This window comes from Malaciobacter pacificus, assembly GCF_004214795.1.
GTDB lineage: Bacteria > Campylobacterota > Campylobacteria > Campylobacterales > Arcobacteraceae > Malaciobacter_A > Malaciobacter_A pacificus.
In genome coordinates this window covers 1,930,253-1,943,852 of sequence record NZ_CP035928.1, presented here as the reverse complement: position 1 = coordinate 1,943,852, position 13,600 = coordinate 1,930,253, and the positions used below count along the sequence as shown (strand labels likewise).

The 13,600-nt window shown below is 27.5% G+C and carries 11 protein-coding genes; 9 read left to right on the top strand and 2 right to left on the bottom strand.

Translation table 11 applies throughout. From position 1 onward, the window contains the following. Positions 1-246: 246 nt before the first annotated feature. From APAC_RS09805 to folE, 6 genes are read left to right on the top strand one after another with little or no spacing between them, the layout of a single operon-like run. Complete coding sequence (locus tag APAC_RS09805) at positions 247-1,611, top strand: IS4 family transposase (RefSeq protein WP_130232179.1); 1,365 nt, start codon at positions 247-249, stop codon at positions 1,609-1,611. After that, positions 1,589-2,329: a hypothetical protein gene (locus tag APAC_RS09800; RefSeq protein ID WP_130233927.1), complete on the top strand. Its 741-nt coding sequence runs from the start codon at positions 1,589-1,591 to the stop codon at positions 2,327-2,329. Before APAC_RS09805 ends, APAC_RS09800 begins: the two co-directional genes overlap by 23 nt. Beyond that, complete coding sequence (locus APAC_RS09795) at positions 2,326-2,952, top strand: hypothetical protein (RefSeq protein WP_130233926.1); 627 nt, start codon at positions 2,326-2,328, stop codon at positions 2,950-2,952. Before APAC_RS09800 ends, APAC_RS09795 begins: the two co-directional genes overlap by 4 nt. Next, entirely contained in the window at positions 2,936-4,291 is a 1,356-nt protein-coding gene (locus APAC_RS09790) for a GspE/PulE family protein (RefSeq protein ID WP_130233925.1), read from the top strand. Before APAC_RS09795 ends, APAC_RS09790 begins: the two co-directional genes overlap by 17 nt. Before the next feature lie 3 nt (positions 4,292-4,294). After that, the gene (locus APAC_RS09785) at positions 4,295-5,479 is read left to right on the top strand and encodes a type II secretion system F family protein (protein ID WP_130233924.1); all 1,185 of its coding nucleotides are present in this window, start codon (positions 4,295-4,297) and stop codon (positions 5,477-5,479) included. Between the two features lie 15 nt (positions 5,480-5,494). Continuing rightward, positions 5,495-6,067, top strand: coding sequence for a GTP cyclohydrolase I FolE (gene folE / locus APAC_RS09780; RefSeq protein ID WP_130233923.1), 573 nt, complete (start codon positions 5,495-5,497; stop codon positions 6,065-6,067). Positions 6,068-6,087: 20 nt separating this feature from the next. Here the strand turns inward: folE and mgtE are convergent, their stop codons facing one another. Continuing rightward, positions 6,088-7,440, bottom strand: coding sequence for a magnesium transporter (gene mgtE / locus APAC_RS09775; RefSeq protein WP_130233922.1), 1,353 nt, complete (start codon positions 7,438-7,440; stop codon positions 6,088-6,090). 9 nt (positions 7,441-7,449) lie between these two features. Beyond that, positions 7,450-8,634 (bottom strand): peptidoglycan DD-metalloendopeptidase family protein, encoded by a 1,185-nt coding sequence (locus APAC_RS09770; RefSeq protein WP_130233921.1) that lies wholly within the window; start codon positions 8,632-8,634, stop codon positions 7,450-7,452. 82 nt (positions 8,635-8,716) lie between these two features. Here APAC_RS09770 and APAC_RS09765 point away from each other — a divergent pair, with 82 nt between their 5' ends. The 3 genes from APAC_RS09765 (at position 8,717) to purH (ending at position 13,573) form a co-directional block, all read left to right on the top strand. Beyond that, a complete protein-coding gene (locus APAC_RS09765) occupies positions 8,717-9,676 on the top strand; it encodes a L,D-transpeptidase family protein (RefSeq protein WP_130233920.1) in 960 nt (319 codons plus the stop codon). A 64-nt stretch (positions 9,677-9,740) separates the two neighbouring features. Then, complete coding sequence (purL, locus tag APAC_RS09760) at positions 9,741-11,954, top strand: phosphoribosylformylglycinamidine synthase subunit PurL (protein ID WP_130233919.1); 2,214 nt, start codon at positions 9,741-9,743, stop codon at positions 11,952-11,954. An 86-nt stretch (positions 11,955-12,040) separates the two neighbouring features. Beyond that, on the top strand, positions 12,041-13,573 hold the full coding sequence (gene purH / locus APAC_RS09755; protein WP_130233918.1) for a bifunctional phosphoribosylaminoimidazolecarboxamide formyltransferase/IMP cyclohydrolase: 1,533 nt from the start codon (positions 12,041-12,043) through the stop codon (positions 13,571-13,573). The last annotated feature ends 27 nt before the right edge of the window (positions 13,574-13,600 follow it).

Sequence of the window (13,600 nt, the reverse complement as noted above, 5' to 3'; positions counted from 1 at the left end):
ACTTAATAATATTTCCTATAACTTAAACTCTAAAATTTATTTATTATACTTAACTTTCGCACGTTAAATTGATTAAAATTGTAGCTAAATCTCCCTAAAACATTACTCCTTTAGTTAATAATCTTATCCTTGTTGACATAAAAATAATTTAGTTGTTTTTCTATGATATTTTTCTATTTTGAACTCTCAATAAAGCCCTTAAATAGGCACTTTTAGCTATAATATCTATTATATTAAAGGGTAAGAATGCAGATAGAATCCAAGATCATCGGTATTATAAACGATAAGTTAAAAAATCCAATCTATGAAACATTACGTTTGTTAAATATGAAAACTATTTTAACCAAGAGCAATTTTTCTAAAAAAGAGGGAGTTGCTGTTCATATGGTTGTATTACATTTTGTATATATGCTGGTTATGAATAAAAAAATATCAACCTTTATGGATCAAAGTAATGATAGTTTCAAAAAAGATGTATATTATCGATTACTTTCCAATACTTCTTATAATTGGAGAAAACTATTATCTCTTAGTTCTTTAAAGATCTTATCACTACTTCATAAAGTGCAAGATTCAAAGCTAGTAAGAGTTCTTATACTTGATGATACTGTTGAAGATAAAGTTGGTAAAAATATAGAGGGAAGTTGTGACAACCTTTGGAGCAATAAAGCAAAGAGAAAAATCAGAGGTGTAAATGTTGTATCACTAAACTATAGTGATGGTTATTCAAATTTTATGTTGGACTTTGCAATTGCTATGAACAGTTATGCAAGGGTAAAGATAGAAGAGTTTACAAATATTATTGATCATCGAACCAATGCACATAAGCGAAGATTGGAAAGCTTAAAAGGGAAATCACAAATTGCTATAGAGATGATTAAAAGAGCAGTAGCTAGTGGTATATATGCAGATTATCTGCTTGTAGATAGCTGGTATTCTAAACCTGTATTTATAGAAACTATGAATGAACTTGGATTGCAAGTCATTTCAAGAATGGTAAACAATGACAGGATATGGAATTTTACAGGAGAGAAAAAGACCCTTGATGGCATCTATAACAAATTTAAAAAGCTTAAATCTATCAAGATGGGTCAATATGGCAAAAAGATAAAGTTTGAGTATTTTTCAACCATAGTTGAACATAAAAAAGCTGGTAAATTAAAAATTGTTTTTATAAAAACAAAAGAGAATTTAATACCAATCGTATCAACCAATCTTATACTTAGTGATGAAGAGATTATAGATATTTATAAAAGACGATGGGATATAGAACAAGGGTATAAAGAACTTCGTGAACACTTTGGATTCGGAAAAGAAGAGAATCGAATCTATGAAGCTTTGATAGCCAGAATTACACTATCTTTTTTTACATACAATGTTGTTAGCTATATAAATCGTATCAGCAATGAACCTAAAACAATTGGTGGATTGTTTAAAGATTTAGAATGTGAACTTCATACTCTAGCAATAGCTATGCAAGCATTTTTAGCTATTTTAGATGAGATTGCAAAAATTGAAGAAGTTGTCAATAGAAATGAGGATTTTACAGCTATCATTGATCTATTAAGAGATGTGACTGGAAAATTGCTTGGTTTTAGGTGCGAAAGTTAAGTTATTATATTTAAATGAAATAAAATCATATCAAATATTAGTATTTGATGAAAAATTTGACCCTGCATACCTTGAGTGTTTTTCTAAATCTTCGTATTTAAATGAATATGAAACTGTACTTTTTATTTATAAACAATATATGGTTTTATATAAAGATAAAAAGCCTTACTATTTTCAAAAAAACAGTATTAATATTAATAATGATGAATTAAGGAACTATTTTGAAAATAATTTAGGTTTAAATATAGAATATATTGAAGTTGTGGATGATGCAAGTTTTACTAAATATTTTGAAAAATATAAAAAAGAAGATAAAAAGAGTTATTTAAATAATATAAATAAAACTAAAGATTATTTCCTAATAATATATTTAATATATATAGTTTTTTTAATAATTACTATTTTTTATCTATTTACTTTCAATAAAGAAAATATCTCAAATAAAGATATAAAAGAAATTAATATTGATAATAAAGTAAAAGTGTTTAAACCATTTACATATCTTTATAGTGATATCTTAGATAATTTACAAAAAAACAAATTAAATTTAAATTCATTTATATATGAAAAAAATAGTATCAAATTCATATTTCATTCAACAAATAAAAAGAATATTTATGATTTTTTACTAATATACAAAAATAAAATTAAAAGTAGTAGCATTTTATATAATAAAGAGTTAAAAGCTTTTGTTTGTGAAGTTGGTTTAAAAAAATGAGAACTTTACAATTAAAAACAAAAATACAACTGTTTATTTTACCTTTACTTTTAATATATCTTTTTTTTAATCTTTATGAAAATTATTTTAAAAATGAAAAGTCTTTTCCAAATAAGAACATTAATTATGAAAGTAAAGAAAAAAGCTTCAAAGGTAGTTTCATAGAAATTTATTCAAAAATAGAAACTTTCTCAAAAAGTAAAAAAATCAAGGTACTAAATATTTCAGAGTCTAAAAAAGTTGTAAAACTATTGATTGAATCTAACTTATCTAATAGTGTAAAGCTTTTAGATTATATAGAAAACATTAATAGTTTTTCCAAAATAATAAAAATTAATCTCATTAAGAAAGAAAAACAAATCTATATTTATGAAATAGAGGTTTCATTTGGTAAATATTATACAAAGAATCTAAAATCTGTAGATTTCAAATTGACTGATAAGAATCCAAAATTTAAATTAAATGCAATTATTGGTGATTATGTATTAATTAATAATAAGATAATTACATTAAATGAAAAAGTAGATGGATATATTTTAAATAAAGTTAGTAACAACTATGCCATTTTAGCAAAGGATAAAGAGTTAATAAAATTGGAGTTTAAAAATGAAAAAATTAAATAAAATAATTATAGATTATTCTTTATTTGAAAAATATGGTGAAGATTATTTATCTATGAATTTAATTATACCTATTTATGAAGATGATATGTATATAAAAGTAGCTATTTGTAAAGAGTCAAAACTTTTGGATATTGAATCTAAATTTAATAAACTTGTATCATATTCAGAATATACTAAAGAAGAAATACAGTTTTTTCTTTTAAACTTAGAATTAAGAAAAAAACTAACTAAATTATCTTTAAAGGTAATTTATTCAAATTTAAATGATAATTTTTTAGAACTATTTTTTAATGAATTAATATCATTTTGTATAAAAATACGTTCTAGTGATCTGCATTTTGAATCTAATGAAGAGTTTACTATAGTAAGATTGAGAATAGATGGAAGAATGAAAAAATTTTTTATTTTCAAAAAAGAGTTATTTAGATTTTTATCCTCTTATATAAAGTTAATATCAAATTTGGATATTACTCAAACAAGAATACCAATGGATTCTAGATTTTCATTAAATGTTAGTGAAAAGAAATATGATTTTAGGGTATCAACTATGCCTACTGTAAGTGGTGAATCAATTGTTTTGAGAATTTTAGATAAAACTAATATTGAAAAGAATTTAAATAATTTAGGTTTTAATGAAAGTTTATTGAATGAGTTTAAAAATATTATTAATCTAGCACAAGGACTTGTTTTAGTTGCAGGTCCTACAGGAAGTGGTAAGACTACTACATTATATTCACTATTGAAAGAATTAAATAGTGAAGATAAAAAAATTATAACAGTTGAAGATCCAGTGGAATATAAAATAGAAGATATTACTCAAATAAGTATAAATAGTAAAATAGGTTTAAATTTTGAATTGGTATTGAAAAATATTTTAAGACAAGATCCTGATGTTATATTTATAGGTGAAATAAGGGATAAATTCTCTTTAGATATTGCATTACAAGCATCTTTAACTGGACATCTTGTTATTGCAACTATTCATTCAAATAGTGCATTACAAACAATTACAAGGTTAATTGATTTAAATGCAGATACTTTTTTATTATCAACAACATTAAAATATATACTTTCACAAAGATTAGTAATAAATTATTGTAAAAAATGTCAGGGAAACGGGTGCTCTCATTGTAATTTCACAAAGTTTTATGATAGAAGTTGTATTGCAGAGCTTTTAAAGGTTGATGAGAAAATTAGTTCAATGATTTTTACAAAATCTTCATTAATTCAAATAGAAAAATATCTTAAAACAATAAATTATAAAACTATTTTAGAAGATGGTATAGAAAAAGTAAATAATGGCATTACTAGTATTGAAGAAATCTATAAAGTATTGTAAAAAATGAAAAAATATAAAATCAAATATTTAAAAAATGATAGAGAATATACATTAATTTGTAGACTAGATAAGATGGATAAAGCTACTCTTCCAAATAATATTTTAAGTATTAAGCCTATATTTTTTTCTTTTGATAGTTTTTTTAAAAAAAGAGTAGATTCAAAAGAGTTAAATTTACTATTTTATGAGTTAAATTTGATGCTTGAATCAAATATAACATTTAATGATGCTTTAAATATATTAATAAAAAACAAAAAAGATAAAAATATTTTAGAGTTTCTTAGTTTAGTTAAAAGTGCATTTTCAAATTCAAAACCAGTAGAAGAATTACTTATTGACTTTAAAATAGATTTTATGGTTATTGCATTTCTAAAAATCTGTCAAGATAGTGGAAATGTCAAATTAAATATAAATGCATTAAGTAAATTATTAATTGAAAATAGTGAAATTAAAAAAAAGTTTTATAAAGCAATATCCTATCCTATTTTATTAATTGTTAGTTTTTGTTTTGCACTTGTTTCAATTTTTTATTTTGTTATACCAAAATTTAAAGTTATGTTTACTCAATTTGAGTCAGCTTTACCCCTAGCAACAAAAATTTTATTTTTCGTTCAAGAAGTTTTTGAAAACTATTTATTATTTATTGTCGCTTTTTTACTAGTTTTAATTTTCATAATTTCATATTTTTATAAAAGTAATAGAAGTTTTGAATTTTTAATTCATAAATTATTAATTACAAAAATACCTTTATTAAGAGATATCTATAAAAATATGGAGCTATATAAACTATTTTTTGTGCTTAAAATTATGTTGGATTCTAAGTATGAATTTCATAAGGCATTGCAAACAAGTGCACTTTTACTAAAAAACAAATATGTTTTGGATAGAATTACGATTATTAAAAATCTATTACATAATGGTAAGCAAATTAGTAAATCATTTGAAACAAGTGCTTTATTTGATGATATTATTTTAAATTTGATTAATACAGGTGAAGTATCAAATTCCCTTCACACTATAACAAATGAAATTAGAAAGATTTATAAGGATAGATTTCATGATAAAGTTAATAGATTAATAAGTTTAATACAACCTATATTTTTAGTTTTGATTATGTCTTTAATATTATGGATAGTCTTAGCTATTTTTGTTCCTATTTGGGATATAGGAAATATGATAAAAATGTAAAAGGAATTATATTCTATGAGTAGTGAATTAGAGTTTGAAAATGCAGTAAAAAAAATTTTAGAGCATATTGGTGAGGATGTAAATAGAGAAGGATTAATTGATACTCCAAGTCGTGTTCGAAAAGCATATGAATTTATGTGTAGTGGATACAAAGAAGATCCTAAGGAAATTATTCAAAAAGCTTTATTTACTTCAACAAATGATGAAATGGTAGTTGTAAAAGATATAGAGTTTTATTCTCAGTGTGAACATCATATGTTACCAATTATTGGTAAAGCTCATGTTGCTTATATTCCTAATGGAAAAGTTGTTGGACTTTCAAAAATTCCAAGAGTTGTTGATGTTTTTGCAAGAAGATTACAAATTCAAGAGCAAATGACTGAGCAAATTTGTGATGCATTAAATGAACACTTAAAACCAAAAGGTGTTGCTGTTATAATAGATGCTAGACATATGTGTATGGAGATGAGAGGGGTTCAAAAAATTTGTTCAACTACAGTAACATCAGCTCTAAGAGGTTTGTTTAAAAAAGAGAAGAAAACAAAAGATGAGTTTTTATCTATAGTAGCTCAATCTTTACATAAGTAAGCTTTTAGGCTTACTTAAAATTAAAGTAAAATTACTTTTGCAAGCATTAAAAAACTAAAAAAACCAACAATATCAGTTACAGTTGTAAGTAAAACTGTACTTCCAATAGCTGGATCGATATCTAATTTTTTTAGTACTAATGGAATAGATGCTCCAAAAAAGCCTGCACTAAATAGATTTATAATCATAGATATACCAATAACAATTCCAAGTAATTTTGTATCAAACCACAGCCATGCAATAACACCCATTATTATTGCAAATAAGAGTCCATTAAATAAGGAAATAAATACCTCTTTTTTTATTGCATCTTTTGAATGCTCAAGTTCAATATCTCCCATTGCAATTTGACGCACCATTACTGCAAGTGTTTGTGTTCCAGCATTTCCACCCATTGAAGCAACAATAGGCATTAAAATAGCAAGTGCAACATAAGCTTGAATTGTTTCATCAAATAAACCAATTACAATTGAAGCTAAAATGGCTGTTCCAAGATTAATAAATAGCCACATAGCTCTTTTTTTAGCAATAGTAATTAAATCATCATTTCCTTCATGCTCTTCATCAACACCTGCCATTTGATACATTTGTTCAGTTGCATTTTTTTCTATTACATCGATGATATCATCAGATGTAATTCTACCCATTAACATACCTTGATAACCTACAACAGGAACAACATTTAAGTCATACTTTTCAAATTTCTTTGCAACTTCATCTATATCTTCATCATCATCTACATAAAAAGGTTTAAATTTATTTTCATTTTCATTTATAACTTTTTCGTATGTATCATTAAAGTCAAAAATAATTAAATCTTCTAGTAAAATTGAAGCAATAAGTTTTTTATCTTCATCAATTATATATACTTGTTGAATATTTTCTAATTCATGATCTTTTTTTGCTTCTTTTAATCTTTCAATAGACTCTTTTATTGTTTCATATGCTTTGGCTGAGAAAAGCTCAGTTTGCATATATGCACCAGCTTCATCCTCTTCATATTTTTTCAGCCATTCAATCTCTTTTTGGTCAACTTCATCAAGGCCATCATAAATCTCTCTAGCTTTTTCTTCATTTAACTCTTCAATTTCTTGAATTATGTCTGTTTGATCGTCAGAGTCAAGTTCATCAACAGCTTCTGTAAGCTGTTCAATTGATAGCTCTTCATAGGCATCTTCTCTTAAGTAATCAGGTAGTTCTAGTAATACTTCACCTAAAATTTCATCGGGAAGTTTTTTAAGTACATAAAAAAAGTCTTCTTGACTCTCTTTTTCTATTTTTTTAAGGGATTTAGCTATATCACTAGGGTGTAATGACTCAATCTCTTCTAATAATTTGTTAGGATCTTTAATTATTAAATCTTCTTGAGGCATTATAAACTCCTATAATAAATTTATGTCAGATTTGTATGTTACTCTTTCTAATTTTGTGGCAATTGTCTTATTCTCAGCATTTATTTCATTTTTAAACTCGTCAACTAAAAATTTTGTGTTGGCTATAAAAGTTTGTTTTTCTTTACCTTTTAAACCTTTAGTTTCAGCTTTTCTAATTACTTTTAGTGGATTAATTGCTCTACCATTTTTATATAAACCTAAATGTAAGTGAGGCCCAGAACTAAGTCCTGTGCTTCCAACATATCCTATATGTTGACCTTTATTTACTTTTTGACCTCTTCTAATATTACTTGCAAATTTATTTTGATGAGCATATAGTGTTTTATATCCATTTCCATGGTTAATTATAATTGTATTACCATAACCACCTTTTCTACCTTTAAATTCAATTCTACCAGGTGCAGCTGCATAGATTTTTCTACCTCTTGGCGCTGCAAAGTCTGTTCCTAAGTGAGCTCTATATCTTTTAAGTACAGGGTGAAATCTTTTCTTTGTAAAATGACTAGAGATTCTGCTGTATTTTAATGGTATTTGGAAAAAGTATGTTTTTGTAAAGCCAACACCTTTTTCATCATAATATTTATCATCTTTTTTATTCTTAAATCTAAAATAAGTATTAGGTCCAACTTCCACCATAGCTCCATGAATTTCTGGTAATCCATGAGGTCTTCCTAATAAAGATTTTTGTGTATATTTAATCGCTACGTAATCACCTTTTTGCATTCTTCTAAAATCAACACCACTAAAAATATGTTTTACCATTACTGCTAAAGTAACATCTCCTGTTATATCTAGTATATCATGTGATAATGATGTATTAATCTTTATTGCAATTGTTTCAGTATATTCATCATAGTTAATAGGTAGTGTTTGGAATTTATAAGTTCCATCAATGTCTTGATATAAGTGTAGTTGTATCTCTTCAGAAACAGGTATTAAAACTTGATTTAAAGTACCATCATCATTTGTATATAGAAAATATCTTTTATCAGCAACGATTTCAGAACATAGTTCTTTATCCTCTTTTTCTAAATCAAAGTAAAGCTTTTGAGGGATTGAGTATTTCTCAAGAAATGTTAAAAAAGATTCACCCTTAGGCCAAGGAAGTTCTTGAACTTGAGCACCAAATAAAAAGTTTAAAGAAATAATTAAAAGTAAGATTATTTTATTCAAAGTGTCACCATATTGTTTTTTAGTTATTAAGGATTGATATTATACAATTGCGCAACTTAAATATATATATGTGGGGATTATGTTGCTTAAAATTATAATTTTTTTATTTCTAACAATAAACTTATTTTCAAAGAATTTAGTTGAACTTTATAGAACTGAAGGTTTATCAAGTGTTCAAAAAATCTTTGATGAAAAGTTAAAAGATGAGAATTATTGGTTAAATTATTTATCAGATAAAAATGTTGAATTAGGGTTTTATGAAACAAGAAAATACGTATTGCTTACTCAAAAAGATCAATCTGAAATTGCTTTATATGATGTTGAAAATCATCAACAAAACTTAATATTAAAGAATAGTATAATAATTGGTGAAAATGAAGGTGATAAGTTTAAAGAAGGTGATAAAAAAACTCCAATTGGTGTATATGATTTAACTGAGAAGAAGACTAATTTAGATCAATTTTATGGTCCTTTTGCATTAGTTACTTCATATCCAAATTTATTCGATAAAATTCAAAATAAAGATGGTTACGGAATATGGATACATGGTATGCCTTTAAATGAGGAGAGAGAGCTATTTACTAGAGGTTGTATAGCTTTGGATAATCCTCAATTAGAAGAATTAGAAAAAAATATTGATTTAACTAAAACAGTGTTGTTAACTTCACCAAGTATATTAAAAAGTGCAACAAAAGAAGAAATTTCAAAGATTCTTGCATTGATTTTTAAATGGAAAGATGCATGGAAATACTCAGATATTGATGAATATCTTTCATTTTATTCTGATGAGTTTCAAAGAGATGATGGAATGAATATTGATGAATTTAAGAAATTCAAAACTAGAATTTTTAATAAAAATGAGAAAAAGACTATTAGATTATATAATATTGATATTTCACCATATCCAAACTCAGTAGGGAAAAGAATATTCAAAGCTATTATGGATGAAGACTATATTAGTCCTAGTGTGAAGTTTTTTGGAAAAAAAGAGCTTTATCTTGAATTTATTAATGGTGAAGTAAAAATACTTGTAGAAGGTTAAAACTAATTTTAACTCAAATTTAGATATAATCGCCCTTACTTAACAATCATACTTAAGGCGAAAAATGCAAAACAAAGAGATGACTTTAGAAGAGTTAGCACTTGCTCACTCTTTAACACTTGAAGAATTAGACAATATCAAAGAGATCTTAGGAAGAGACCCTAACTATGTAGAAATTGGAATTTTTTCTGCAATGTGGTCTGAACACTGTTCATATAAATCTAGTAAAAAATACTTAAATGGTTTCCCAACAAAAGCTCCTTGGGTTATTCAAGGGCCTGGAGAAAATGCTGGTGTAATTGACATCGGTGATGGATATGCAGCTGTATTTAAAATGGAATCACATAATCACCCTTCATTTATAGAACCTTACCAAGGTGCTGCTACTGGTGTTGGTGGAATCATGAGAGATGTATTTACAATGGGTGCTAGACCAGTTGCAAGTATGAACTTAATTCAATTTGCTGGAATTGAAGGTGATAGTGAGACTGCTCAAAAACATAGATATTTATTAAGAGGTGTTGTTGCAGGTATTGGTGGATACGGTAACTGTATGGGAGTTCCAACTATTGGTGGACAAACAAACTTTGAAGAGTGTTATGCTGGTAATAACTTAGTAAATGCATTTAATTTAGGTATTGCAAAAGCTGATGAGATTTTCTACGGTAAAGCTGAAGGTATTGGAAACCCAGTTATGTATGTAGGAAGTAAAACTGGTAGAGATGGATTAGGTGGAGCAGTTATGTCTTCAGCTTCATTTGATGAAGATTCAGAATCTAAAAGACCAACAGTTCAAGTTGGAGATCCTTTCACTGAAAAACTACTTTTAGAAGCTTGTTTAGAACTTTTTAAAAAAGATTTAATTATTGGTATTCAAGATATGGGTGCGGCTGGACTTACTTCATCTTCATTTGAAATGGCAGGAAGATCAGGTTCTGGTATGATTATGCACTTAGATAAAGTTCCTGCAAGAGAAGAGGGAATGACTCCATACGATTTCATGCTTTCTGAATCTCAAGAAAGAATGTTGATTTGTGCTAAAAAAGGTAGCGAGCAAGCAATTATTGATATTTTTGAAAAATGGGAATTAGATGTTGCAGTAATTGGAGAAGTAACAAATACTGGTAATATGGAACTGTTCTGGCATGGTGAAAAATGTGCAGATATTCCTGTTCAACCAGTTTCTGAAGAAGCACCAGTATTAGATAGACCAGTTGCAAAACCAGCTTATTTAGATGGAATTGAAGATATAACTTTAGATAAAGAAATCTCTAATCAAGTTGCTTTTGATGATATATTCAGTGATATAGAAGTTGTAGATAAATCTTGGATTTACTCTCAATATGACTCAATGGTTCAAACAAATACTGTTAAAGGACCTGGAAGAAATGACGGTTCTGTAATTAGAATTAAAGAGACAGGAAAAGCATTAGCTATGAGTGCTGATTGTAATACTAGACAGTGTTATATTAACCCAGAACTTGGAGCTGCAGCAGCTGTTATGGAATCAGGAAGAAATGTTGCTATGACGGGTGCAGTTCCAAAAGCAATTACTGACTGTCTTAACTTTGGAAATCCTCAAAACCCAGAAGTAATGTGGCAATTTGCTGCATCTTGTGAAGGTATTAAATCAGCTTGTAAAGAGTTAAATACACCTGTTATTGGTGGAAATGTATCTTTATATAATGAAACAAATGGTGTTGGTGTATTCCCAACTCCTGCAATTGCAATGGTTGGTGTAAATGATGATGCAAATAAATCATTACCATCAAGTGTTCAAGAAAATGGAAATATTCTTTTCTTATTAGGTGAGACAAAAGGTGAATTTGGTGCTTCTTTATACATGAAAAAAATGTATGGAAAAGTTGCTGGAACTCACCCTGAAGTTGACTTCAAAAAAGAGCTTTCTTTATGGAATACAGTAATTGAAGCAAATAAAGCAGGATTATTAAAGTCTGCAAAAGATGTAAATGTTGGTGGTATTGCAATAGCACTTGCTAAAATGGCAGTAGTTGGAAATAAAGGTATTGAAGCTAATATTTCTTTAGATGATTCAAAAGATATTTTTGCTGAATCGTTATCAAGGGCAATTGTAGAAGTAAGACCAGAAAATGTAGAAGCATTTGAAAAAGTAGCTTCATCATTTGGTATTGAGTGTAATAAAATTGGTCAAGTTGCTGGTGCTAAAATCTCTATTAATGATATTTATAAAGATTTATCAGATGCTAAAGATGTATATTTCAACAAATTTAGACAAGTGATCGAACAAGATTTATAATATAAATTCTCGCAAAAGCCAGATTCTCTCAAGGAATCTGGCTTTTTTTATTTTAAACATAAAAATTTTAATAAGGACTAGTAGAAATGAGAGCATTAATTAGTGTTAGTGACAAAAGTGGTGTAGAAAACTTTGCTAAAGAATTAGTATCTTTAGGTTATGAAATCATCTCAACAGGTGGAACTTATAACAAGTTAAAAGATGCAGGAATTGCAGTAATTGAAGCAAATGAAGTTACAAAATTCCCTGAGTGTTTTGAAGGAAGAGTTAAAACTTTAAACCCATATATTCATGGTGGAATCTTACACAGAAGAGATAAACAATCTCACCTTGACCAAGCAAAAGAGTTAGGTGTTGAGGGTATTGATTTAGTATGTGTTAATCTTTATCCATTTAAAGCAACTATTGAAAAAACTGATGACTTTGAAGAAATTATTGAGAACATCGATATTGGTGGACCTGCTATGGTTAGAAGTGCTGCTAAAAACTTTGATTCTGTAATTATTGTAACTGATGTAGCTGACTATGATGTGGTTTTAAATAATCTTAAAAATGATACTAATACAGTAGAATTTAGAAGAGATATGATGATTAAAGCTTATGAGCACACAGCTGCTTATGATTCTATGATTGCAAACTATATGAACAAAAGATTCAATGGTGGAATGGGTGAGAAACAATTTATCGTTGGTGAAAAAGTATTTGATACAAGATATGGAGAAAATCCACACCAAAAAGGTGCCTTATATGAGTTTGATAAACACTTATCTGAAAAATTTATTCCAGTAAAAGGTGAAGCATCTTTTAACAACATGGGTGATATCTCAGGAGCTGCAAAAATAGCTGCTAACTTTGGTGATGACAATGCTGTTTGTATCGTAAAACATGGTAATCCATGTGGATTTGCTATTAAAGATACATTATTAGAGTCTTATACTGAAGCATTAAAATGTGACCCAGTTTCAGCGTTTGGTGGAGTAGTTGCTGTTAACGGTGTAGTTGATGGAGAGTTAGCAAAAAAAATGAATGAAATCTTCTTAGAAGTTGTATTTGCTGCTGATTTTACAGAAGATGCAATTGAAGAGTTTAACAAGAAAAAAAGATTAAAACTATTTAAACAAGGTACACAAAAATTAGACCTTGCAAATGATGATTTCAACTTCAAAATTGTTGATGGTGGATTTGTTTATCAAGACTCTGATGTAGTTGGAGAAGATGAAGTTAAAAATGCTGAATTAAAAACTGAAAGAGTTGCAAGTGAGCAAGAGAAAAAAGATATGGAAATTGCTGTAAAAGTAGCAGCAGGTACTAAATCTAACTGTGTTGTTTATGTAAAAGATTCTGTAGTTGTAGCTATTGGTATGGGTATGACTTCAAGAGTTGATGCAGCTAAAGCAGCACTTAGAAAGGCTGAAGATATGGGAATTGATGTAAGTGGTTCAGTACTTGCTTCTGAAGCATTCTTCCCATTTAGAGATTCAATTGATGCTGCAGCTGAGGCTGGTGTAAAATGTGTAATTGAACCAGGTGGTTCAGTTAGAGATGATGAAGTAATTGAAGCTGCTAATGAGCATGGAATGGCTTTATATTTCACAGGTGTTAGACACTTCTTACATTAATATTTTTAAAAATAAATAAGAGCATTT